Origin of the sequence: Ramlibacter algicola, assembly GCF_016641735.1 — a bacterium.
Taxonomy (GTDB): Bacteria; Pseudomonadota; Gammaproteobacteria; order Burkholderiales; family Burkholderiaceae_C; genus Ramlibacter; species Ramlibacter algicola.
In genome coordinates this window covers 784,610-805,855 of the sequence record NZ_JAEDAO010000001.1, presented here as the reverse complement: position 1 = coordinate 805,855, position 21,246 = coordinate 784,610, and the positions used below count along the sequence as shown (strand labels likewise).

Genomic DNA, 21,246 nt, shown 5'->3' with positions numbered 1-21,246 from the left:
TCCGCACACCGTCGACGCCTGGATGATTCAGGCTCATGACAAACCCCACTCCCACCGATGCGACGACGCCGTCCGGCGAAGAGGACGACGCGAGCCCCGCGTGCGTGATGGTGTTCAACGCCAGTGACCCGAGCGGCGCCGGCGGACTCTCCGCGGACATCACCGCCATCGCATCGGTCGGCGCGCATGCGCTGCCCGTGGTCACCGGCGCGTACGCACGCGACACCGCGCAGGTGATGGACCACTTCGCGTTCGACGACGAAGCCGTCGCCGAGCAGGCGCGCACGATCCTCGAGGACACGCCCGCGCAGGTGATCAAGGTCGGCTTCGTCGGCAGCCCCGAAGCGGTGAGCGCCATCGCCGGCATCGCGGCCGACTACTCGGAAGTGCCGCTCATCGCCTACATGCCCAACCTGTCGTGGTGGGACGACTCGCAGATCGATTTGTACCTGGATGCCTTCCGCGAACTGATGCTGCCGCAGACCACGGTGCTGGTCGGCAACCACAGCACGCTGTGGCGCTGGCTGCTGCCCGACTGGCCCGGCGACCGCAGCCCGGGCGCGCGCGACATCGCCAAGGCCGCCTCCGAGATGGGCGTGCCCTACACCTTCGTGACGGGCATTCCCTGCCCCGACCAGTTCCTCGACAACGTGCTCGCGACGCCGCAATCCGTGCTGGCGAGCGAGCGCTTCGAGCGCTTCGAGGCAGTCTTCTCCGGCGCCGGCGACACGCTCTCGGCCGCGCTGGCCGCGCTGGTCGCCAGCGGCAGCGACCTTGCGGCCGCCGCGGGCGAAGCGCTGTCGTACCTCGATCGCTGCCTGGACGCGGGCTTCCGCCCCGGCATGGGCAACGTGATCCCCGACCGCCTGTTCTGGGCCCAGCCCGACACGGATCCGGGCGAACTCACGGACGAGGAAGCGCAGGCGCTCCAGGTGCTCGACATGCCCGCCCATGACACCAAGCACTGACCGCAACACCGAACTCTTCGACCGCGCGCGGAAGATCATCCCCGGCGGGGTGAACTCGCCCGTGCGCGCGTTCCGCGCCGTCGGCGGCACGCCACGCTTCGTGCAGCGCGCGCAGGGCCCGTACTTCTGGGACGCCGCCGGCCAGCGCTACATCGACTACATCGGCTCCTGGGGTCCGATGATCCTGGGCCACGGCCATCCCGCCGTCGTCGAAGCCGTCACGCGCGCCGCGCGCGACGGCTTCTCGTTCGGCGCGCCGACCGAGCGCGAGATCGAGCTGGCCGAAGCCATCGCGTCCCTGATGCCCGGGCTCGAGATGGTGCGGCTCGTGAGCTCGGGCACGGAAGCGGCGATGAGCGCGCTGCGGCTGGCGCGCGGCGCCACCGGCCGCAGCAAGATCCTCAAGTTCGAAGGCTGCTACCACGGCCACGCGGACGCCCTGCTGGTCAAGGCCGGCTCGGGCCTCGCGACGTTCGGCAACCCGACCTCCGCCGGCGTGCCGCCGGAAGTCGTGCAGCACACGCTGGTGCTCGAATACAACAACGTCGCGCAACTCGAGGAAGCCTTCGCGCTGCACGGCAAGGATCTCGCCTGCCTGGTCATCGAGCCGATCGCCGGCAACATGAACTTCGTGCGCGCGGACACCGCGTTCATGCGCCGCTGCCGCGAGCTGTGCACGCAGCACGGCGCGCTGCTGGTGTTCGACGAGGTGATGACCGGCTTTCGCGTCGGCCTCGGCGGCGCGCAGGCGCACTACGCATCGCTGATCCCGGGCTTCCGCCCCGACATGACGGTGCTGGGCAAGGTGATCGGCGGCGGCATGCCGCTGGCCGCCTTCGGTGGCCCGCGGTCGATCATGGAGCAGCTCGCGCCGCTCGGCCCCGTGTACCAGGCCGGCACGCTGTCCGGCAACCCGGTCGCCACCGCGTGCGGCCTGGCGACGCTGGCGGAAGTGCGCAAGCCCGGCTTCTACGAAGCGCTCACCGCCAAGACACGCGGCCTCATGGAAGGCCTCTCGGCCGCAGCGGAGCAAGCCGGCGTGCCGTTCCGCGCCGACAGCGAAGGCGGCATGTTCGGCTTCTTCCTGCTGCCCGAGCTGCCGCGCAACTACAGCCAGGTCATGAAGACCGACGGCAGCCGCTTCAACAAGCTGTTCCACGGCCTGCTGGACCGCGGCGTGTACATCGCTCCCGCTCTGTACGAAGCCGGCTTCGTCAGTGCCGCCCACACCCAGGAAGACCTGGAGACCACCATCGCGGCCGCCGCCGAGGTGTTCCAGCTGATCGCCTGATCGGCAAGTCGAAGAACTCCCAAACGCAGAAGGCGCAGAAGAGCGCGGAAGTCACGGAAGAATCCTTCTAGAAGGTTTTCTTCTGCGTCCTCTGCGCTCTTCTGCGTCCTCTGCGTTTGGGAGTCCGCTTTCGGCAGCGCCGCCAGGCGCGGCTAGTGTCGGAAGTGCCGCACCCCGGTGAACACCATCGCGATGCCGCGCTCGTTGGCGGCGTCGATGACTTCCTGGTCTCGCATGCTGCCGCCCGGCTGGGCGACGCAGGTCGCGCCCGCGTCGACGACCACGTCGAGGCCGTCGCGGAACGGGAAGAACGCGTCGCTGGCCACCACCGTGCCCTGCATCGACAGCTTGGCGTTCCCGGCCTTGATGCTGGCGATGCGCGCCGAGTCGATGCGGCTCATCTGCCCGGCGCCGACGCCGATCGTCATGCCGCCCTTGCAGAAGACGATCGCGTTGGACTTCACGTACTTGGCGACCTTCCACGCGAACAGCAGGTCCTGCAGCTCGGCCGCGGTCGGCTGCTTCGTCGTGACGACCTTCAGCTCGGCGACGGTCAGCTCGCGGTTGTCGGCGGTCTGCATCAGCAGGCCGGAGCCGACGCGCTTGGCGTCGACCGCGTTGCGGCCGTTGTCCCAGTCGCTCGCGCCGCCCGGCGGCAACGCGATCTCCAGCACGCGCACGTTCGCCTTGGCCTTGAACACCTCCAGCGCCTCGGGCGTGAAGCCCGGCGCCATCAGCACCTCGACGAACTGCTTCGACACGGCCTGCGCCGCCGCGAGGTCGACCGCACGGTTGAACGCGATGATCCCGCCGAACGCGGACGTCGGGTCGGTCTGGAACGCCTTCGAATAGGCCTCGAGCGGATCCTTGCCGAGCGCCACGCCGCAGGGATTGGCGTGCTTGACGATCACGCACGCCGGCGTGTCGAAGCTCTTGACGCATTCCCACGCCGCGTCGGCGTCGGCGATGTTGTTGTACGAGAGCTCCTTGCCCTGCAGCTGCCTCGCCGTCACGAGCGAGCCGGGCGCGGGATACAGGTCGCGGTAGAACGCGGCCTGCTGGTGCGGGTTCTCGCCGTAGCGCAGGTCCTGCACCTTCACGAAGCGACCGTTGGACTGGCCGCCGAACAGCGAGCGTTGCGGCGCCTGGCCGGGCTGCACCGCGTCGAACTCGATGGCGGACAGGTAGTCGCTGATGGCGCCGTCGTAGTCGGCGATGCGGTTGAACGCGGTGACGGCGAGCCCGAAGCGCGTCTTGTCCGACAGCTTGCGGTTCGCGCGCAGCTCCTCGAGCACGGGGCCGTACTGCGCCGCGTCGGTGAGCACGCCGACGTCCTTCCAGTTCTTGGCCGCGCTGCGCACCATGGCCGGGCCGCCGATGTCGATGTTCTCGATCGCGTCCTCGAGCGTGCAACCGGGCTTGGCGACGGTCGCCTCGAACGGGTACAGGTTGACCACGAGCAGGTCGATCGTGTCGATGCCGTGTTGCTTCAGCGCCGCCACGTGCGCGGGCACGTCGCGGCGGGCGAGCAGGCCGCCATGCACCTTGGGATGCAGCGTCTTGACCCGGCCGTCGAGCATCTCGGGGAAGCCCGTGACCTCGGCCACCTCGGTGACGGGCAGGCCCGCGTCCTGCAGCAGCCTGGCGGTGCCGCCGGTGGAGATGAGGCCGATGCCCAGCGCGCGCAGGCCACGCGCGAAATCGACGATGCCGGCCTTGTCGGAAACGGAAAGCAGTGCGTTCATGGTGTCAGCCCTTGAGCAGCTTGTGCTCGAGCAGCTTCTTGCGCAGCGTGTTGCGATTGAGGCCCAGCCACTCGGCTGCGCGCGACTGGTTCTGGTCCGCCTGGGCCATCACGACCTCCAGCAGCGGCTTCTCGACCACCTTCACCAGCATGTCGTACATGCCGTCGGGCTCGGTCCCGCGCAGGTCCCGGAAGTAGCCCTCCAGGCTGTTGCGCACGCACTCCTCGATCTGTTTCTTGCTCATGCTTCTTGTTCTGTCGTGTGTTCGTCCGGCTGCACCGCCGCGGCGGGCAACCGGTCCTGGCGCGCCTCGAGCCCGTCGAAGAACGCTCCCACGGCGCGCCACTGCGCGTCCGCCTCCTCGATCGCGTTCATGTCCGACCGGAACGCCTCGCCGCCGGGCAGCCCGCGCACGTACCAGCCGATGTGCTTGCGCGCGCTGCGCACGCCCGTGAATTCGCCGTAGAGCGCGTAGTGGTCCTGCAGGTGGTCCTGCAGCAGCCGCTTGACCTCGGCCACCAGCGGCGGCGCGAGCGGCTCGCCGGTGGCGAGCTCGTGCACGACCTCGCGGAAGATCCACGGCCGGCCCTGCGCCGCGCGGCCGATCATCACGGCGTCGGCACCGGTGTGCGCAAGCACCTCACGGGCCTTGGCCGGCGAATCGATGTCGCCGTTGGCGACCACCGGGATGCGCACCGCGTCCTTGACCGCGGCGATGGTGTCGTATTCCGCGAAGCCCTTGTAGCCCTGCTCGCGCGTGCGGCCGTGCACCGTCAGCAGCTGCACGCCCGCGTCCTCGAACGCGCGCGCCAGGCGCACCGCGTTGCGGTGCTCCGCGTCCCAGCCGGTGCGCATCTTGAGCGTGACCGGCACGCCACGCGGCTCGCACGCAGCGACCACCGCGCTGGCGATGGCGAGCGCCAGCGGCTCGTCCTGCATCAGCGCCGAGCCGGCCCACTTGTTGCACACCTTCTTGGCCGGGCAGCCCATGTTGATGTCGATGATCTGCGCGCCGCGATCGATGTTGTACGCGGCGGCATCCGCCATCTCCGCCGCCTCGGTGCCCGCGATCTGCACGGCGACCGGGCCCGGCTCGCCCTCGTGGTTGGCGCGGCGCGAGGTCTTCAGGCTGTTCCACAGCTCGCGGCGTGACGTGACCATCTCGCTCACCGCATGGCCCGCGCCCAGGCGCCTGCACAACTGCCGGAACGGACGGTCCGTCACGCCCGCCATCGGCGCGACGAACACGTGGTTCGCCAGGGTGTACGGGCCGATGCGCATGGGAAAGGGGAGGAAACGGGCTGCTGAAAAATGAGGCACGATTGTATGCGCCCGAAGCACCCCGCCGACCCGGCCGCACTGCGTATCCGCCTACAGGTTCACACCTCTTGACGCGCGTAACATGCGCGCGCATGCCGGATTGGCTCGTCGCTTTGCTTGGCGCCCTCGCGCTCCCGAAGTTCGGGCTCACCACGCTTTTCGTGGTCGCGTTCGTGTCGGCCACGTTGTTGCCGCTCGGGTCGGAACCCGCGCTCTTCGGCCTCGTCTCGCTCAACCCCGGGCTGCTCTGGCCCGCGATCGTCGTCGCGACCATCGGCAACACGCTCGGCGGCATGTTCGACTGGTGGCTCGGTTACGAGGCGCACCACGTGATCGACAAGTGGCGCCATTCGTCGACGCACGTGAAGGCGATCGACTGGCTGCAGCGCCTCGGGCCCCGGGCCTGCTTCTTCGCGTTCCTTCCCGCCGTGGGCGATCCGCTGTGCGCGGTGGCGGGCTGGCTGCGCATGCCGTTCTGGCAATGCAGCGCGTGGATGCTGGTGGGCAAGTTCCTGCGCTACGTCACGATGACGTACGCGCTGCTCTACGCCTTCCCGAACATGCCCGCGTGGCTGGCCGGCTGACGCCGGGCCGAGCCCTCACACGTTGAAGAGGAAGTTCATCACGTCGCCGTCCTGGACGACGTACTCCTTGCCTTCGCTGCGCATGCGGCCGGCGTCCTTGGCGCCCTGCTCGCCGCCGTGCTTCACGAAGTCCTCGAACGCGATCGTCTGCGCGCGGATGAAGCCACGCTCGAAGTCGGTGTGGATCACGCCCGCGGCCTGCGGCGCGGTGGCGCCGATGCGCACGGTCCACGCGCGCACTTCCTTCTCGCCGGCGGTGAAGTAGGTCTGCAGGCCGAGCAGCTTGAAGGCCGCGCGGATCAGGCGGTTCAGGCCCGGCTCCTCCTGGCCGATCTCGGCGAGGAACATCTGCTTGTCCTCGTCGCTCATGTCGGCCATCTCGGATTCGATCTTGGCGCAGATGGCCACCACGGGCGCGCCCTGCGCCTGCGCGTAAGCGCGCAGCTTGTCCAGCAGCGGGTTGCCCTCGAAGCCGTTCTCGTCGACGTTGGCGACGAACATCGCCGGCTTGGCGGTGATCAGGAACAGCGGCTTGAGCAGCGCGCGCTCCTCGTCGCTGAACTCCAGCGTGCGCACCGGCTGGCCCTGGTCGAGCGCGGCCTGCACCCTGGTGAGCACGGCGACCAGCTTGGCCGCTTCCTTGTCGTTGCCGGACTTGGCGGCCTTGGTGTAGCGCGCCAGGCTCTTCTCCACCGTGCCGAGGTCCGCGAGGCACAGCTCGGTCTGGATCACCTCGATGTCGGCGACCGGGTCGACGCGGCCGGCGACGTGGATCACGTTGGAGTCCTCGAAGCAGCGCACGACGTTGACGATGGCGTCGGTCTCGCGGATGTGCGCGAGGAACTGGTTGCCCAGGCCTTCGCCCTTGCTCGCGCCGGCGACGAGGCCGGCGATGTCCACGAACTCGACAATAGCCGGTACGATGCGCTCCGGCTGGACGATGCCGGCCAGCTTCGACAGCCGCGGATCCGGCAGTTCAACGATGCCGACATTCGGCTCGATGGTGCAGAAAGGGTAGTTCTCGGCGGCGATTCCCGCCTTGGTGAGGGCATTGAACAGGGTCGACTTGCCCACGTTGGGCAGGCCCACGATGCCGCACTTCAAGCTCATGGCAGTTCCAGACAGACAAGCCGGTCAGTGTATGCCAAGGCCCCTCGCGGCCTTCGCGTGCCGCATGGCCCTGCTGCTCTGGGCCGCCCTGCTGCTGGCGCCGCCGGCGGCGGCGCAACCGGTCACGCTGCGCGACGGCGACGAGGTGCTGCTGGTCGACGGCGTCGCGACGCGCTGGCTCGACGAGCGGGGGACGGCGACGCTGGACGACGTGCTGCGCACTCCGCACCGCTTCGGGCACGGCGACGCCGGCCAGATCGCGCCGCTCGCGCCCGGCAACGCGCTGTGGCTGCGCCTGCGGCTGCAGCGTGCCGCCGACGCGCACCAGCAATGGCTGCTCGCCTGGGGCGACCCGCTCATCGACCGCCTCGAGGTCTGGCAGATGGAGGGCCGCAGCTGGCGCATGCAGGTGGCCGGCGACACCATCGCCGTGGACCAGTGGCCGGAGCGCGGCCGCTATCCGGTGTTCCGCCTGGCGCTGCCCGCCGGCGAGGCGCGTGACGTGTACATCCGCGTGCGCAGCCAGACGCCCACCAGCCTGCCGCTGCACCTGTCCACCGACGGCGAGCATGCGCAACGCGTGCAGCTGGAAACGCTCGGCCTCGGCGCCATCTTCGGCGCGCTGCTGCTCCTGGTGGCGGCCTGCATCGCGCAGAGCATCGCGTACCGCGACCGCGCCTACGGCTGGTACGCCGCGTATGCGGGCATCACCACGCTGTGCCTGGTCGCCTACACCGGCGTGGCGGCCCACCTGCTGTGGCCCACGGGCGGCCCGTGGCCCGACCTGGCCTCGGGCACGCTGGCGTTCCTGGGCATGGGCGCCGCCATCCTGTTCGTGCGCCGCCTGCTGGGCGTGGCCGCGCGCCATCCGGTGCTCGATCGCGCCACCTACCTGGGCGGCTGGCTCGGCCTGCCGCTCGCCGTCGCGTACCTGCTGGTGCCGCGCGCCCCGGGCCTGCAGGTGCTGTCCGCCTACTTCGCCGCCGGCCTGGCGATGAACGTCACGGCCGCGTGGCTCGCCTGCCGGCGCGGGGACATCGTCGGCCGGTGGGTCCTCGCCGCCTTCGTGCCGCTCGCGCTGGCCATCACGCTCTTCTGCATCCGCATGCTCGGCTGGCTGCCGATCAACTTCTTCACCCAGTACGCATCGCTGCTGGCCGTGGTCGCCGAAGTGCCGCTGCTGCTGGTGGCGCTGTCCATCCGCTCGCGCGACCGCCACGGCGCGCAGATCCGCGCGCAGGCGCTCTCCAGCCAGGACGCGCTGACCGGCTTGCTGTCGCCGCACCTGTTCCAGGACCGCCTGCTGCAGGTCGTGATGCGGGCACGCCGCGACAAGGCCGAAGCGGCGATCGTGTTCGTCGACCTGGTGAACCATGCGCGCATCCGGCAGGTGCACGGCCAGGCGGTGGCCGACCAGAGCCTGCTGCGAAGCGTGCTCAAGCTGCGCCGCGTCGTGCGCGACGTGGACACGGTCGGCCGGGTCGGCGAGGCGCGTTTCGGCCTGATCCTCGAGGGCGTGTCGGCACGCAGCGCCGTGACCCACCGCGCCGCGCGGCTGATCGCGTCGGGGCTGATGCCGCTGCCCGGACTGAAACCCGAAGTCACGCTGCACTTCCACATCGCCGCCGTGCTGCTGAACGAGCGCGCCGTGGAGCCGGCCACGGTCGCGGACGACCTGGGCGCCCTGCTTGCTTCGATGTCACCGCGCACCCGGCGCCCGATCCGCTTCCTGGATGCGGACAACACGCAGCCGGTGCCGCTGGACACCGACAGCGAACTGCCGTCCGAGCTGTCGGTGCGGCAGGCCTAGTCGAACTGCCAGCCGCCGGTCACCGCCTGCCCGACGCGCAGCAACTGCCCGTCGCCTTCCAGCACGATCGCGTTCATCCCGAAGGTGACGGCGCCCTTCATGCGCGCATCGCTGCGGTAGCCCTGCAGCGCGTCCGACACGGAGGTGCCGCGTTCGGCGGTCACCGGGTCGATGTCGGGGATGGGGCAGCGCACGCAGGGCTTGACCATGCGCAGCCGCACGGCGCCATCGGCCGCCACCACGAAGTCGCCGACCCGATCCTCGTCGTGCGGCTCGCCGCCGGCCAGCACGATGTTCGGACGGAAGCGCTCGATGCCGACCGGCGCGTGGCCGCGCGCTGCGAGCCGCTCGTTCAATTGCGCCAGCGCGGCTTCGCCCAGCACCAGCAACGGGTAGCCGTCGCTGAACTGGTTCGGCGCCTCGACGCCGCCCGTCCATTTCATGTTGGACAGCCGACGGTGCTCCGGCTCGAACCGCACGAGCCGCAGCTTCTGGCCGAGGAAATCGGTGAACCACTGCGCCGCGACGTCGCCCATGTCCCACGCCGGCACCTCGTCGTCCCACACGCGCACCCGCGCGGGACTTTCGACCGCATCGACCTGCAGGTGCAAGGCCAGCATGCCCGGCGCGCGCAGCACGACTTCGTGGTGCTTCAACTGCGTGCGCACCAGCGCGAGCCTCGGCAGTTCGCGCTGCGTCACGCCGACGCCCGCGGCGTCGACGACCATCCAGGCGCGGTCGAGGTCGAGCCCGGCTTCGGTGAGCAGGGCCTCGGGCACCTCGACACCGGCGCAGGACTTGACGGGGTAGACGAACAGCCGCGCGATGCGGGCCTGGAACTCGGGAACGGCTGCGGACATGGATGGACGGGCGAACTCGACCGACGGATTGTGCCAAGCGCGGCCGGGCGGCCCGCCCCGGCGCTTAAAATTTGCGCATGGCCACTGTGCTGGACGTCTGCATTCGCGGCGGGGGAATCGTCGGTCGCACGCTGGCCCTGCTGCTCGCGGGCGAGCGCCTGCGCGTCGGCCTGGTCGAGCGGCCCGCCGCCGCGCAGGGTGCGGACGTTCGCGCCTACGCGCTCAACGCCGCCTCGCGCCAACTGCTCGAATCCGTGCGCGGCTGGCCCGACGAGGGCCATGCGACGCCGGTGCGCGGCATGGAAGTGCATGGCGACGATGGCGCGACGGTGCACTTCCATCCCACCGGCGGCGCGCCGGCGCTGGCGTGGATCGTCGACGTCGCCGCGCTGGAATCCAGGCTCGCCGAGGCGGTCCGGTTCCAGCCGCTGGTCACCGTGCTGCAGGAGCCCGCGGTCGCGCCGCTGACGGTTGTCTGCGAAGGCAAGGCCAGCAGCACGCGCGAGGAATTCGGCGTGGCCTACGACGTGCGCCCCTATGGGCAGCATGCGGTCGCCGCGCGGCTGGCGTGCGAACGTCCGCACGGCCATGTGGCCCGGCAGTGGTTCGCCAACGGCGAAGTGCTGGCGCTGCTGCCCCTGGGCGGCCAGACCACCGCCGAGGGCAGCGACAGCGTCGCCCTCGTGTGGTCCGTGGCGCAGGCGCGCAGCGCCGAACTGCTCGCGGCCACCCCGGACGATTTCGCCGCCCGGTTGCAGGTCGCCTGCCACGGCGCGCTCGGCACGATGCGGCTGGAGAGCGACCGCGCCGCGTGGCCGCTGCAGGTCGCGCGCGCCGACCGCTGGGTCGGCCCCGGCTGGGCGCTGGCGGGCGATGCCGCGCACAGCGTGCATCCGCTGGCGGGCCAGGGCCTGAACCTCGGCCTCGCCGATGCCCGGGCGCTCGCGCAGGTCTTGCACGAGCGGGAATACTGGCGGCCCGTCGGCGACGCGAAGCTGCTGCGCCGCTACGAACGCACCCGCAAGGGCGACGTGCTCGCGATGGGCACTGTCACCGACGGGCTGCAGCAACTGTTCGCGCAGGACCACCCCACGTGGTCGGCGCTGCGCCAATGGGGCTTGCGCGGTTTCGACGCGAGCGGCCCCCTCAAGGACTGGGTGGTGCGGCAGGCCGCCGGACGCCTGTGACCACCACCCCTAGACTGGATCGACATGAAGAGCACCACCTCCCTCGCGCGCACCGCGCTGGCCCTCGCCCTGGCGCTGGCCGCTTCCGTCGCGGGGGCGCAGGAAGCGACCATCCGCAAGAACCTGTCCGAGCGGCTGCCCATGATGGGCACCATCGACGAAGTGACGAAGTCGCCGATGCCCGGCATCTTCGAAGTGCGCGTGGGCACCGACCTGTACTACACCGACGCGGACGGCAGCTACGTGCTGCACGGCCAGCTGGTCGACGCCAAGCAGCGCCGCAACCTCACCGAGGAACGCATCGCCAAGCTGACCGCCATCGACTTCGACAAGCTGCCGACCAAGGACGCGTTCCAGATCGTGCGCGGCAACGGCAAGCGCAAGCTGGCGCTGTTCGAGGACCCGAACTGCGGCTACTGCAAGCGCTTCGAGCGCGACCTGCAGAAAGTCGACAACGTCACCATCCACGTGTTCCTGTACCCGATCCTCGGTCCCGACTCGGCGAAGAAGTCCGAGCAGCTGTGGTGCGCCAAGGACCGCGCCAAGGCCTGGCAGGACCACATGGTCCGCGACCTGCCGATCAAGGGCGACGGCTCGTGCGACACGCAGGCGCTCGCGCGCAACGTCGAACTGGGCCGCCGCCACCAGGTGACCGGCACACCGACGCTGGTGTTCCCCGACGGCCGCCGCGTGCCCGGCGCCATCGGCGCCGCGGACGTCGAGAAGCTGCTGGCCGAAGCCAAGTGAGCCCGCGAGCGCAGCAGCAGGCCGCGTCCGGCGCGCGCCTGCATTACCGCGTCGAGGCCGCCGACCTCCACGCGCACCTGTTCCACGTCACGCTCACGATCGAGCAGCCGCAGGCCGGCCAGGTCGTGTCGCTGCCGGTGTGGATCCCGGGCAGCTACCTGGTGCGCGAGTTCGCCAAGAACCTGCAGCGCCTGGTCGCGCGCCAGGACGGCCGCGCCGTGCCGCTGCAGCAGCTGGACAAGTGCACGTGGCAGGCCGACTGCGTGCCCAGCAGCCCGCTGGTCCTGTCCTGCGAGGTGTACGCCTTCGACAACTCGGTGCGCACCGCGTGGCTGGACGGCCGCCGCGGCTTCTTCAACGGCACCAGCCTGTGCCTGCGTGTGCATGGCCAGGAGGCGCGGCCCCACATCCTCGAACTGGTCTCGCCGCGCCCCGGCTGGGAAGCAGCCACCGGGCTGACGCCACTGCGCGTGGGCAAGCGCGGCTTCGGCCTGTACCAGGCCGACACCTACGACGAACTGGTCGACTGCCCGGTGGAGATGGGCACGTTCTGGAGCACCGAGTTCAAGGCCTGCGGCGTGCCGCACCGGCTGGTCGTCGCCGGCGCCGCCGAATCCTTCGACGGCGCCCGGTTCGCGGCCGACGTGCAGAAGATCTGCGACGCCGAGATCCGCTTCTGGCACGACCGCAAGAAGCCGCACTTCAAGTCCTACCTGTTCCTGCTCAATGCCGTCGACGACGGCTACGGCGGCCTCGAGCACCGCAATTCGACGGCGCTGATCGCGGCGCGCCGCGACCTGCCGCGGCTGGGCGAGCAACGCGCGTCCGACGGCTACGTCACGCTGCTGGGGCTGGTGTCGCACGAGTACTTCCACACCTGGAACGTCAAGCAGTTGCGACCGGCGGAGTTCGCGCGCTACGACTACACGCAGGAGAACTACACGCAGCTGCTGTGGTTCTTCGAGGGCTTCACCAGCTACTACGACGACCTGCTGCTGCGCCGCGCCGGCCTCATCGACGACGCGGCCTACGTGCGGCTGTTGAACAAGACCATCAACCAGGTGCTGCAGACGCCCGGCCGCGAAGTGCAGGCCGTCGCGCAGGCCAGCTTCGACGCCTGGGTGAAGTACTACCGGCAGGACGAGAACACGCCGAACGCCACGGTCAGCTACTACACCAAGGGTGCGCTGGTGGCGCTGTGTTTCGACCTGACGCTGCGCGCTGAAGGCCACACGACGCTCGACGACGTGATGCGCACGCTGTGGCAGCGGTGCAAGGGCGGGCCGATGACGGAAGCGGACTTCGCCGCCGTGCTGCGCGAGCTCGGAGGACGCAGCTTCGCGCGCGAGATCGCCGCCTGGGTGCACGGCACGCGCGAGCTGCCGCTGGCGGACCTGCTGCAGAAGCAGGGCATCTTCGCGCTCGACGAACCCGCCCAGTGGCAACAGCGCCTGGGCGTGCGCAGCGAGGACTCGGGCGGCAGCGTGCGCCTGAAGACGGTGCTGCGCGGCGGCGCCGCCGAGCAGGCCGGCATGGCCGCCGGCGACGAGTGGATCGGCATCGAAGTCGCGGGCGAATCCTGGCGCCTGTCGAAGATGGACGACCTGCCGCTGTACGTCGGCCACCACCGCCGCGTGATCGCGCTCGTTGCGCGCGACCGCCGCATCCTGCGGCTGGAACTGCACCTGCCCGCCGCGGCCACCACCTGGCGGCTGGTCCTGCGCGACGCGGCGCAGGCGCAGGCATGGCTCGCGCCGGCCTGACGGCGCGGACGCGCCGCGTCCTGCTCGTCATCGTGGTCGCGGTGCTGCTCGGGCACGTGGCCGTCCTGCAATGGGCGGCCACGCTGCCCTCGCCCCGCAGCATTCTCAAGACGATGGCGCCGCCGATGTACACGCGGCTGATCACGCCGGCCGCGCCGGCCCCGATCGCGGCCCCTCCGGCACAAGTGAAGAAGCCCCGCCGCAAACCGCGGTCCGAGCCACTGCAGGCCGCGGCACCGGAAGCCGTCGCCAGCGCGCCGCAGACCGTCGCGAGCGCGCCCGAAGCGGTGGCCAGTGCGCCCGAGCCTGCGGCGTCGGAGACAAAGGTCGCCGACCAGGAGCAGGTCGCACCACCCGAGACCGCCGCATCGGCTCCGACACCAGCCGCGTCTGCGGTCGCGACCGCTGCTTCGGCACCGGCAAGCGCTCCCGTCGCGTCTTCACCTGCCGACAGCTGGCCACCCGACACGCGCCTGCGCTACCACCTGAGCGGCACCTACCGCGGCGGGCCGCTGTACGGGTCGGCGCGCGTGCTGTGGCAGCGCACCGGCACCGACTACCAGGCGCGGGTCGAGGTCGACGTGACGCCGTTCGCGAAGTTCTCGATGACCAGCCAGGGCGACATCGAGGAAGCGACGCTGCTGCCGCGCGCCTACGAGGAATCCACGAACGGCCGCCTCCGCACCGTGCGCTTCGGTGCGCGCGAGGTGATGCTGGCCGACGGCCGCACCTTCCCGCGGCCGCCGGCGGTGCAGGACACCGCCAGCCAGTTCGTCGAACTGAGCCATCGCTTCGCGACCGGCCGCGAGCCGCTGGAGGTGGGCAAGCCGGTCGTGTTCTGGATGGCGCGGCCGGGCGGCGTCGACGAGTGGACCTACGACGTGATCGGCCGCGACACGCTGCGCACGGCGCTGGGCCCCGTCGACGCGTTCCACCTGCGGCCGCGCATGATCGCCAGCCCGCGCGGCAACTTCCTGATGGACATCTGGTACGCGCCGTCGCTGCAGTACCTGCCGGTGCGCATCCTCGTGCGCAACGGCAGCGACGCCGAGATCGACCTGCTGGTCGAAGCCGTCGACCAGCGCTGACGCGCGACCTCAGCGCCGCTGGTCGACGACGCGCTTGGCCTTGCCCATGCTGCGCTCGACGCCACCGGCCGGGCGCAGTTCCACCCGGATGCTGGTGCCCACGTAGGTCTTGACGTCGTGCACGAGGCGCTCGGCGTCGGCCCTGGCCTCGTCGCTGTCCGGCGTGAGCCCCGCCCGCGCCTCGACGACGACCGTGAGGCAGTCCAGCGGCCCTTCGCGCGTGAGGACGCACTGGTAGTGCGGTGCCAGCGCGGCGCGCTGGCAAATGAGTTCCTCGATCTGCGTCGGGAACACGTTGACCCCGCGCACGATCATCATGTCGTCGCTGCGGCCGGTGATCTTCTCCATCCGGCGCATGGTGCGCGCCGTGCCGGGCAAGAGCCGCGTGAGGTCACGCGTGCGGTAGCGGATGACCGGGAGCGCTTCCTTGGTCAGGCTGGTGAACACCAGCTCGCCCGGCTCACCGTCGGGCAGCACGCGGCCGGTTTCGGGATCGATGATTTCGGGATAGAAGTGGTCTTCCCAGATGGTCGGGCCGTCCTTGGTCTCGACGCACTCGTTGGCGACGCCGGGACCCATCACTTCGGACAGGCCGTAGATGTCGACCGCGTCGATGCCCATGCGCTGCTCGATCTGCAGCCGCATGTCGTTGGTCCAGGGCTCGGCGCCGAAGATGCCGATGCGCAGGCTGCTCTCGCGCGGGTCCAGCCCCTGGCGCTCGAATTCGTCGGCGATCGCCAGCATGTAGCTGGGCGTGACCATGATGATGTCGGGACGGAAGTCGGCGATCAGCTGCACCTGGCGCTCGGTCTGGCCGCCGCCGAACGGCACCACGGTGAGCCCCAGCTTCTCGGCGCCGTAGTGCGCGCCCAGGCCGCCGGTGAACAGGCCGTAGCCATAGCTCACGTGCACCAGGTCGCCGGGACGCGCGCCGCTGGCGCGGATGCTGCGCGCCACCAGCTTCGCCCAGGTCTCGATGTCGCCGGCGGTGTAGCCGACGACGGTGGGCTTGCCCGTCGTGCCGCTGGACGCGTGGATGCGCACGCACTGCGAGCGCGGCACCGCGAACATGCCGAACGGGTAGCTGTCGCGCAGGTCGGCCTTGGTGGTGAACGGGAAACTGGCCAGGTCCTCGAGCGATCGGCAGTCGTCCGGATGCACGCCGGCCGCATCGAACTTGGCGCGGTACACGGGCGAGTTGGCGTACGCATGCGCCAGCGTCTGCCGCAGGCGCTTGAGCTGCAGCCCGCGCAGTTCGTCGACGCTGGCCTTTTCGATCGGTTCGAGGGGGAACTTGTCCATCATGGCTCCTGGATCACGTGGCCGTGGATCTGCGCGCTCTTGCCGCGGAACACCGCGACGACCTCCCCGCGCTGGTTGGTCACCGTCATGTCGTACACGCCGTGGCGGCCCTGCAGCACGCGCTCGACGCCTTCGCAGGTGAGCACGTCGCCGGGCTGGCCGGGCTTGAGGAACTCGATGCTGCAGCCCGCCGCCACGGTGGACTTGTTGCGGCTGTTGCAGGCGAACGCGAAGGTCGAATCGGCGAGCGTGAAGATGAAGCCGCCATGGCAGATCCCGTGGCCGTTGAGGTGGCGCTCGTCGATCGCCATGCGCATCACCGCGCGGCCGGGTTCGCACGCGAGCAGTTCCATGCCCATGGTCTCGCGCGAGGCACGGTCGTTGGCGAACATCGCCTCGCCGACACGGGCGGCCAGATCCCGCTCCGACATCACTCGCCCTTGAAGGCCGGCGGGCGCTTCTCGAGGAACGCCTTCACGCCCTCGATGTAGTCGTGCGTGCGGCCGAGCGCGGACTGCGTGTCGCGCTCCAGGTCCAGCTGCGTGTCGAGATCGTTGGCGGCGGCGGCGCGCACCAGTTGCCGCGTCGCGACAAGCGCCTTGGTGGGCATGGTCGACAGGCGCGTGGCCAGGGCGACGGCCGCTTCGACGACGTCCTGCCCCTGCGGCGCGACGTCCCAGATCATTCCCCACTCCTTCGCGTCCGCGGCGGAGAGCTTGTCGCCCAGCATCGCGCAGCCCATGGCGCGCGCGACGCCGAGCTTCTTCACGAGGAACCAGGTGCCGCCCGCATCGGGGATGAGGCCGATCTTGCTGAAGGCTTGGATGAAGGTGGCTTCCGGCGCCGCGATCGCGAGGTCGCAGGTCATTGCGAGCGACGCGCCCGCACCGGCGGCGACGCCGTTGATCGCGGCGATGGTGGGCACGCGCAGCTGCATCAGCTTGCGCACCGTCGGGTTGAACGCCTTGTCGATGATCGGGCCGGGATTGGCGCGCTCGACGAGGTTCGGGCCTTCCGCGAAATCGAACTCGGACAGGTCCGCGCCCGCGCAGAAGCCGCGCCCCGCGCCGGTGATGACGGCGGCGCGGATGGCGGGCTCGGCCTCGATGCGGTCCAGCGCGGCCCAGAGCTCCTGGTGCATCGCGCGCGTGAAGCTGTTGAGGGACTTGGGGCGGTTCAGCGTGACCAGCGCGACCGCGCCGCGCTGCTCGAACAGGACGTTGGGTTCACTCATCGCAAGGCTCTCCTGCCGCCGACTCTAGCAGCGCGCCGCAGGCGCATCGACGGTGCTTGCCCTTGGCCCCCCGCCATAATCCAACGCCTTGCAGCAGGAGGACCCATGGCGTACGAAACCCTCACCACGCGCGTCGAAGCCGGCCAGGTCGGCGTGATCGCGCTGAACCGGCCCAAGCAGCTCAACGCGCTGAACGACCAGCTCATGGACGAGCTGGGCACGGCGCTCAAGGCCTTCGACGCCGACGACGCGATCGGCTGCATCGTGCTGACCGGCAGCGACAAGGCGTTCGCCGCCGGCGCCGACATCTCCGTGATGGTCAAGTACGAGTTCGCCGACGTCTACAAGACCGAGTACATCAGCCGCAACTGGGAGACGATCCGCAGCATCCGCAAGCCGGTGATCGGCGCGGTCGCCGGCTTCGCGCTCGGCGGTGGCTGCGAGCTGGCCATGATGTGCGACATCGTCATCGCGGCCGAGAACGCGAAGTTCGGCCAGCCCGAGATCAAGATCGGCATCATCCCCGGCGCCGGCGGCACGCAGCGCCTGCCTCGCGCGGTGGGCAAGTCCAAGGCGATGGACATGGTGCTGACCGCCCGCATGATGGATGCGCAGGAAGCCGAACGCAGCGGGCTCGTCAGCCGTGTCGTGCCGGTCGAGAAGTTGATGGACGAAGCACTCGCGACCGCCATCACCATCTGCGGCATGCCGCGCCTCGCGGCCATGGCGGCCAAGGAGTCGGTGAACCGTGCGTTCGAATCGCCGCTGTCCGACGGGATCCTGTTCGAGCGCCGCCTGTTCCACGCGCTGTTCTCCACGCGCGACCAGGAGGAAGGCATGGAAGCCTTCCTGGCCAAGCGGCCGGCCAGGTTCACCAACAGCTGATCGCGCGCGCTTAGCGCGCCACCAGGTCGCGCAACGCCGCGAGTTGCGCGACTTCGGGGCGCCACGTCACGGCCGGCTGCCCGGCGGGCTGCCACGTGGCCGTCGACTCGCCGAGCCACAGCTGTCCCACGGTGCGCGTCTGCTCCAGCAACGTGAGTTGCACGAGCGTGCGCGCAGGCGCGGCGCCGGCCGGTTCGCGCGGCGCCTTCAGCAAGGCGTCGATCGCCGCCGCCAGCGCGTCGGCCTGCGGGCGCGCGAGCGTCACCACGCGCGAGCCGGCTTCGATGCGGATCGTGTCCCACGCCGGCATTGCTGACGAGGTGGGGCTTGCGGCGGCCGCCGTCGTGGGGGCCTCGCTGCGGCGCGCGAACCTGGCGGGCGGCGACGCTGCGGCTGGAGCTTGCGGGACCGGCACGAAGGCGGGCGCCACCTGCATCGCGGCCGGCGGTGGGGGCGGCACGACCGCACGCGCGCTGGGTGCGGCCTCGGCGCGGCGCTCGGCTTGCGCGCGCGACGCGGAAGCCTTCTCGGCAGCCGCGTCCTCGCGGCGACCTTCCGCTTCGCGCGCGCGCTCCGTCTCGCTCGCGCGCATCGGCGCGGACCGCTGCGGAGCCACGACTGCAGGCGCTCGTGCGGGTCCCGGTGCGGGTGCAGGTGCGGGTGCGGGTGCAGGTGCAGGTGCAGGTGCAGGCGCAGGCGCAGGCGCAGCAGGCGCCTGTTGCTCGACGCTGGATGGCGAAGGTGCAGGCGGCGCCGCCGCCGGCACCGGCGGGCGCTCGACCGCGATCTCGTCGTGCGGCAACTCGCCGCCCCCGCGCCACAGCAAGGTGACGAAGCCCGCGAGCAACACCGTCGCAAACGCCGCGTTCCACGGCATGCGGCCTTCGCCTCCCAGCAGCGTCGCCCACCACGGCGTGCGCGCGGGCTTCGCGACCGCGCGGCGCGCGGCATCGCGGATGGCGGCGCGGACCGCAGCCGGCACGGCCGCGTCCGCATCCGGCGCGCTCGCGAGCGCTTTCTCGAAGCGCGCATCGCGCAGCGAGTTCATGCCGCCCGCTCCAGAACGACGAGGTAGCCCTGCATGCAGCCACGCAGCTTCTGCAGCGCGTAGCGCAGGCGGCTCTTGGCCGTCTCGAACGGCAGTCCCAGATGGCGCGCGAGCTCCTCGACCGACGCGCCATCCTCGTGGTGCAGCAGGAAGGCGGCGCGCTGTGCCGCGGGCAATGCGTCCAGGCAATCGAGCAGCTGGCGGCCGGCGGCGCGCCAGAACGCCTCGTCCTCGCTCGACGGATGCCGCGCATCGAGCGTGGCAGCGAGCCAGTCGAGCGGATCGCTGCCGTCGTCGGGCGCGTCCGGCACGACCTCGCGGCCGCTGACGCGCAGGCGGTCCATCGCCACGTTGTGCGCGATGGTGAACGCCCACGTGCGCCAGCGCGCGCCCTGCGGGCGGAAGCTCGCGCGCGCCGCGACGATGCGCAGCCAGGTGTCCTGGAACACCTCGTCCGCCTGCGCCGCCAGCGCGCTGCCCAGCACGCGCCGCACGAACCGCAGCAAGGCGGACTCGTGGCGTGCGTACAGGGTGTCGAAGGCGACCGGGTCGCCGCCGGCGTAGGCGAGCATCAGCTCCTCGTCGGTCAGGTCGCGGTGGGCGCCGGGCATGGCGGGATTCTCACACCACGTTCCACGGGGCACGCCGCGGTTCGGGGTTAACGGCAGGCGACGAAATCAACCCCGTCGGGCGACGGGGCCCGTATCACTCGGCACCACAACCTGGAGCCCCCGATGCCCGCCTTCCGCCGCGCCGCCCTCTTCGTCGCCCTGCTCGCCGCCACCGGCACCGCTTTCCCCGCGCCGCCCTGGCCCGAGCCGCGCACCGCCACGCTGCCGGCCCCCACATGGCAGATGCGCACGAGTCCGGATTTCCAGGCGCCGTCGGCCACCGATTGTGTGCGCCCGGTGACGATGCGCGAGGTGCCGGGACGCGCGCCGGGCGACGAGCAACGTGGCGGCTGGCCGGAGCCGGTCGCGCGCGCGTCCGTCCTGCCTGCGCCGATGCACGCGGAGCGAGGTCGTGCGGAAGCCGAAGCGGCCTCCCGCGCGGACTTCGCGTCGAAGGCCCGGGAAGCGGCGCCCACCGCGCCACCCCCGCCCCCGGCGGCCTACGAGCGCCGGCCGGTGCCGCAACTGCAGCCGCAGGAAGGGCCTGTCACCGCCGGCGTGGTCGACGACAACGGCGACTTCTCGGCCTACCTTGCATTCCGCGACCGCACGCAGGTGACGCACCGGGCGCGCGACGTGCGCGAGCGGCACCTGCTGGTGGTGCGCGATCCGGGCGGGCGCGGCGTGCCGGATGCCGAGGTCGCGATCCAGGCGCCCAGCGGCGCCGCCACGTGGGCGCGCACGGACACCGCGGGCCGCGTGTGGATCCACCCGGATGCGTTCGATCCCGAGCGGTCCGGTCGCTACGAGGTCAGCGTCCGCAAGCAGGGCCGCGAGGCGAGCGCCTCGCTGCGGCGCGGCCAGAAGAGCGCCGTCGAGGTCACGCTGGACGTGCAGGCGGCCGTGCCGCGCGCCCGGCTCGACCTGCTGTTCCTGGTGGACGCGACCGGCTCCATGGGCGACGAGATCGGCAAGCTCAAGGCCACGCTGCGGACCATCGTCGGCGAGGTCGCGGCGCTGCCCAGCCGGCCGGACGTCTGCCTGGGCCTGGTGGCCTACCGCGACAAGGGCGACGACTTCCTGCTGCGCAGCTTCGATTTCACGAACGATTCGCAGCAGTTCCTGGCCAGCGCGCTCGGGCCGTTGCGAGCGCAGGGCGGCGGCGACTATCCGGAGGCGATGAACGAGGCGCTGCACGAGGCCGTGCACAAGATGAGCTGGCGCGGCGACGGCGCGACACGGCTGGTGGTGCTGCTGGCGGATGCGCCGCCGCACCTCGACTATGGCGGGCCGCGCTACGACGACGACATGCTGGCCGCGCTGGGCAAGGGCATCAAGGTGTTCGGCGTCGGCGCCAGCGGGCTGGACCGGCAGGGCGAGTTCATCCAGCGCCAGATCGCCCAGTACACGGGTGGCCGCTTCGTCTTCCTGACCTACGCGGACGCGCGCCACCCCGGCAGCGGGCCGGGCCGCGAGACGGCGCACGACGTGAACAATTACTCGGTGGACACGCTGGACCGGCTGGTGGTGCGGCTGGTGTCCGAGGAGCTGGCGCCGCTGGCGCCCTCCCCTTGAGCGCCGCGCCCCGCTATAATCACGGGCTCGGCGCTTTAGCTCAGTCGGTTAGAGCGATGGAATCATAATCCACAGGTCCGCGGTTCGAGTCCGTGAAGCGCCACCAACACAGCCCGCT

20 protein-coding genes and 1 tRNA gene are annotated in these 21,246 nt (G+C 70.9%); 11 read left to right on the top strand and 10 right to left on the bottom strand.

Annotated features, from left to right (window positions below):
• The first annotated feature begins 35 nt into the window (after positions 1 to 35).
• Together thiD and hemL are read left to right on the top strand one after the other, a co-directional pair.
• Positions 36 to 968, top strand: coding sequence for a bifunctional hydroxymethylpyrimidine kinase/phosphomethylpyrimidine kinase (gene thiD / locus I8E28_RS03945; RefSeq protein WP_200786534.1), 933 nt, complete (start codon positions 36 to 38; stop codon positions 966 to 968).
• Positions 952 to 2,259, top strand: coding sequence for a glutamate-1-semialdehyde 2,1-aminomutase (gene hemL / locus I8E28_RS03940; RefSeq protein ID WP_200786533.1), 1,308 nt, complete (start codon positions 952 to 954; stop codon positions 2,257 to 2,259). Before thiD ends, hemL begins: the two co-directional genes overlap by 17 nt.
• A gap of 152 nt (positions 2,260 to 2,411) precedes the next feature.
• Here hemL and purH read toward each other — a convergent pair whose 3' ends face one another.
• Genes purH through dusB form a run of 3 tightly spaced genes read right to left on the bottom strand, consistent with a single transcriptional unit; the run spans position 2,412 to position 5,285 of the window.
• The gene (gene purH / locus I8E28_RS03935) at positions 2,412 to 4,004 is read right to left on the bottom strand and encodes a bifunctional phosphoribosylaminoimidazolecarboxamide formyltransferase/IMP cyclohydrolase (protein WP_200786532.1); all 1,593 of its coding nucleotides are present in this window, start codon (positions 4,002 to 4,004) and stop codon (positions 2,412 to 2,414) included.
• Positions 4,005 to 4,008: 4 nt separating this feature from the next.
• Positions 4,009 to 4,248: a Fis family transcriptional regulator gene (locus I8E28_RS03930; protein ID WP_200786531.1), complete on the bottom strand. Its 240-nt coding sequence runs from the start codon at positions 4,246 to 4,248 to the stop codon at positions 4,009 to 4,011.
• Positions 4,245 to 5,285: a tRNA dihydrouridine synthase DusB gene (gene dusB, locus I8E28_RS03925; protein ID WP_200786530.1), complete on the bottom strand. Its 1,041-nt coding sequence runs from the start codon at positions 5,283 to 5,285 to the stop codon at positions 4,245 to 4,247. The genes I8E28_RS03930 and dusB overlap by 4 nt, the downstream gene beginning before the upstream one ends.
• Positions 5,286 to 5,416: 131 nt before the next feature.
• On the opposite strand from dusB, the gene I8E28_RS03920 reads away from it, so the two are divergent.
• On the top strand, positions 5,417 to 5,908 hold the full coding sequence (locus tag I8E28_RS03920) for a YqaA family protein (RefSeq protein WP_200786529.1): 492 nt from the start codon (positions 5,417 to 5,419) through the stop codon (positions 5,906 to 5,908).
• 15 nt (positions 5,909 to 5,923) lie between these two features.
• On the opposite strand, the gene ychF is transcribed toward I8E28_RS03920, so the two are convergent.
• Positions 5,924 to 7,018, bottom strand: a complete 1,095-nt coding sequence (ychF, locus tag I8E28_RS03915; RefSeq protein WP_200786528.1) for a redox-regulated ATPase YchF — start codon at positions 7,016 to 7,018, stop codon at positions 5,924 to 5,926.
• A gap of 64 nt (positions 7,019 to 7,082) precedes the next feature.
• On the opposite strand from ychF, the gene I8E28_RS03910 reads away from it, so the two are divergent.
• Positions 7,083 to 8,828, top strand: a complete 1,746-nt coding sequence (locus I8E28_RS03910; RefSeq protein ID WP_200786527.1) for a sensor domain-containing diguanylate cyclase — start codon at positions 7,083 to 7,085, stop codon at positions 8,826 to 8,828.
• Here the strand turns inward: I8E28_RS03910 and I8E28_RS03905 are convergent.
• Positions 8,825 to 9,688, bottom strand: coding sequence for an MOSC domain-containing protein (locus I8E28_RS03905; RefSeq protein WP_200786526.1), 864 nt, complete (start codon positions 9,686 to 9,688; stop codon positions 8,825 to 8,827). The two genes, I8E28_RS03910 and I8E28_RS03905, sit on opposite strands and share 4 nt — an antisense overlap.
• Before the next feature lie 77 nt (positions 9,689 to 9,765).
• Between I8E28_RS03905 and I8E28_RS03900 the strand changes: the two genes are divergently transcribed.
• Genes I8E28_RS03900 through I8E28_RS03885 form a run of 4 tightly spaced genes read left to right on the top strand, consistent with a single transcriptional unit; the run spans position 9,766 to position 14,473 of the window.
• A complete protein-coding gene (locus I8E28_RS03900) occupies positions 9,766 to 10,875 on the top strand; it encodes an FAD-dependent monooxygenase (protein ID WP_200786525.1) in 1,110 nt (369 codons plus the stop codon).
• A gap of 24 nt (positions 10,876 to 10,899) precedes the next feature.
• Positions 10,900 to 11,622, top strand: coding sequence for a DsbC family protein (locus I8E28_RS03895; protein WP_200786524.1), 723 nt, complete (start codon positions 10,900 to 10,902; stop codon positions 11,620 to 11,622).
• Positions 11,619 to 13,385, top strand: a complete 1,767-nt coding sequence (locus I8E28_RS03890; protein WP_200786523.1) for a M61 family metallopeptidase — start codon at positions 11,619 to 11,621, stop codon at positions 13,383 to 13,385. The genes I8E28_RS03895 and I8E28_RS03890 overlap by 4 nt, the downstream gene beginning before the upstream one ends.
• Entirely contained in the window at positions 13,367 to 14,473 is a 1,107-nt protein-coding gene (locus tag I8E28_RS03885; protein WP_200786522.1) for a DUF3108 domain-containing protein, read from the top strand. The genes I8E28_RS03890 and I8E28_RS03885 overlap by 19 nt, the downstream gene beginning before the upstream one ends.
• A gap of 9 nt (positions 14,474 to 14,482) precedes the next feature.
• Here I8E28_RS03885 and paaK read toward each other — a convergent pair whose 3' ends face one another.
• Genes paaK through I8E28_RS03870 form a run of 3 tightly spaced genes read right to left on the bottom strand, consistent with a single transcriptional unit; the run spans position 14,483 to position 17,009 of the window.
• Positions 14,483 to 15,778: a phenylacetate--CoA ligase PaaK gene (gene paaK, locus I8E28_RS03880; RefSeq protein WP_200786521.1), complete on the bottom strand. Its 1,296-nt coding sequence runs from the start codon at positions 15,776 to 15,778 to the stop codon at positions 14,483 to 14,485.
• Complete coding sequence (gene paaI, locus I8E28_RS03875; RefSeq protein WP_200786520.1) at positions 15,775 to 16,206, bottom strand: hydroxyphenylacetyl-CoA thioesterase PaaI; 432 nt, start codon at positions 16,204 to 16,206, stop codon at positions 15,775 to 15,777. The genes paaK and paaI overlap by 4 nt, the downstream gene beginning before the upstream one ends.
• Complete coding sequence (locus I8E28_RS03870; protein WP_200786519.1) at positions 16,206 to 17,009, bottom strand: enoyl-CoA hydratase-related protein; 804 nt, start codon at positions 17,007 to 17,009, stop codon at positions 16,206 to 16,208. The genes paaI and I8E28_RS03870 overlap by 1 nt, the downstream gene beginning before the upstream one ends.
• A 105-nt stretch (positions 17,010 to 17,114) precedes the next feature.
• Between I8E28_RS03870 and I8E28_RS03865 the strand changes: the two genes are divergently transcribed.
• The gene (locus I8E28_RS03865) at positions 17,115 to 17,894 is read left to right on the top strand and encodes an enoyl-CoA hydratase (protein ID WP_200786518.1); all 780 of its coding nucleotides are present in this window, start codon (positions 17,115 to 17,117) and stop codon (positions 17,892 to 17,894) included.
• A gap of 10 nt (positions 17,895 to 17,904) precedes the next feature.
• Here the strand turns inward: I8E28_RS03865 and I8E28_RS03860 are convergent, their stop codons facing one another.
• A complete protein-coding gene (locus tag I8E28_RS03860) occupies positions 17,905 to 18,942 on the bottom strand; it encodes a hypothetical protein (protein ID WP_200786517.1) in 1,038 nt (345 codons plus the stop codon).
• A complete protein-coding gene (locus I8E28_RS03855; RefSeq protein ID WP_200786516.1) occupies positions 18,939 to 19,553 on the bottom strand; it encodes a sigma-70 family RNA polymerase sigma factor in 615 nt (204 codons plus the stop codon). The genes I8E28_RS03860 and I8E28_RS03855 overlap by 4 nt, the downstream gene beginning before the upstream one ends.
• A gap of 123 nt (positions 19,554 to 19,676) precedes the next feature.
• On the opposite strand from I8E28_RS03855, the gene I8E28_RS03850 reads away from it, so the two are divergent.
• Together I8E28_RS03850 and I8E28_RS03845 are read left to right on the top strand one after the other, a co-directional pair.
• A complete protein-coding gene (locus I8E28_RS03850) occupies positions 19,677 to 21,128 on the top strand; it encodes a vWA domain-containing protein (protein ID WP_200786515.1) in 1,452 nt (483 codons plus the stop codon).
• Between the two features lie 29 nt (positions 21,129 to 21,157).
• Positions 21,158 to 21,234, top strand: a tRNA-Met gene (locus I8E28_RS03845).
• Positions 21,235 to 21,246 lie beyond the last annotated feature (12 nt).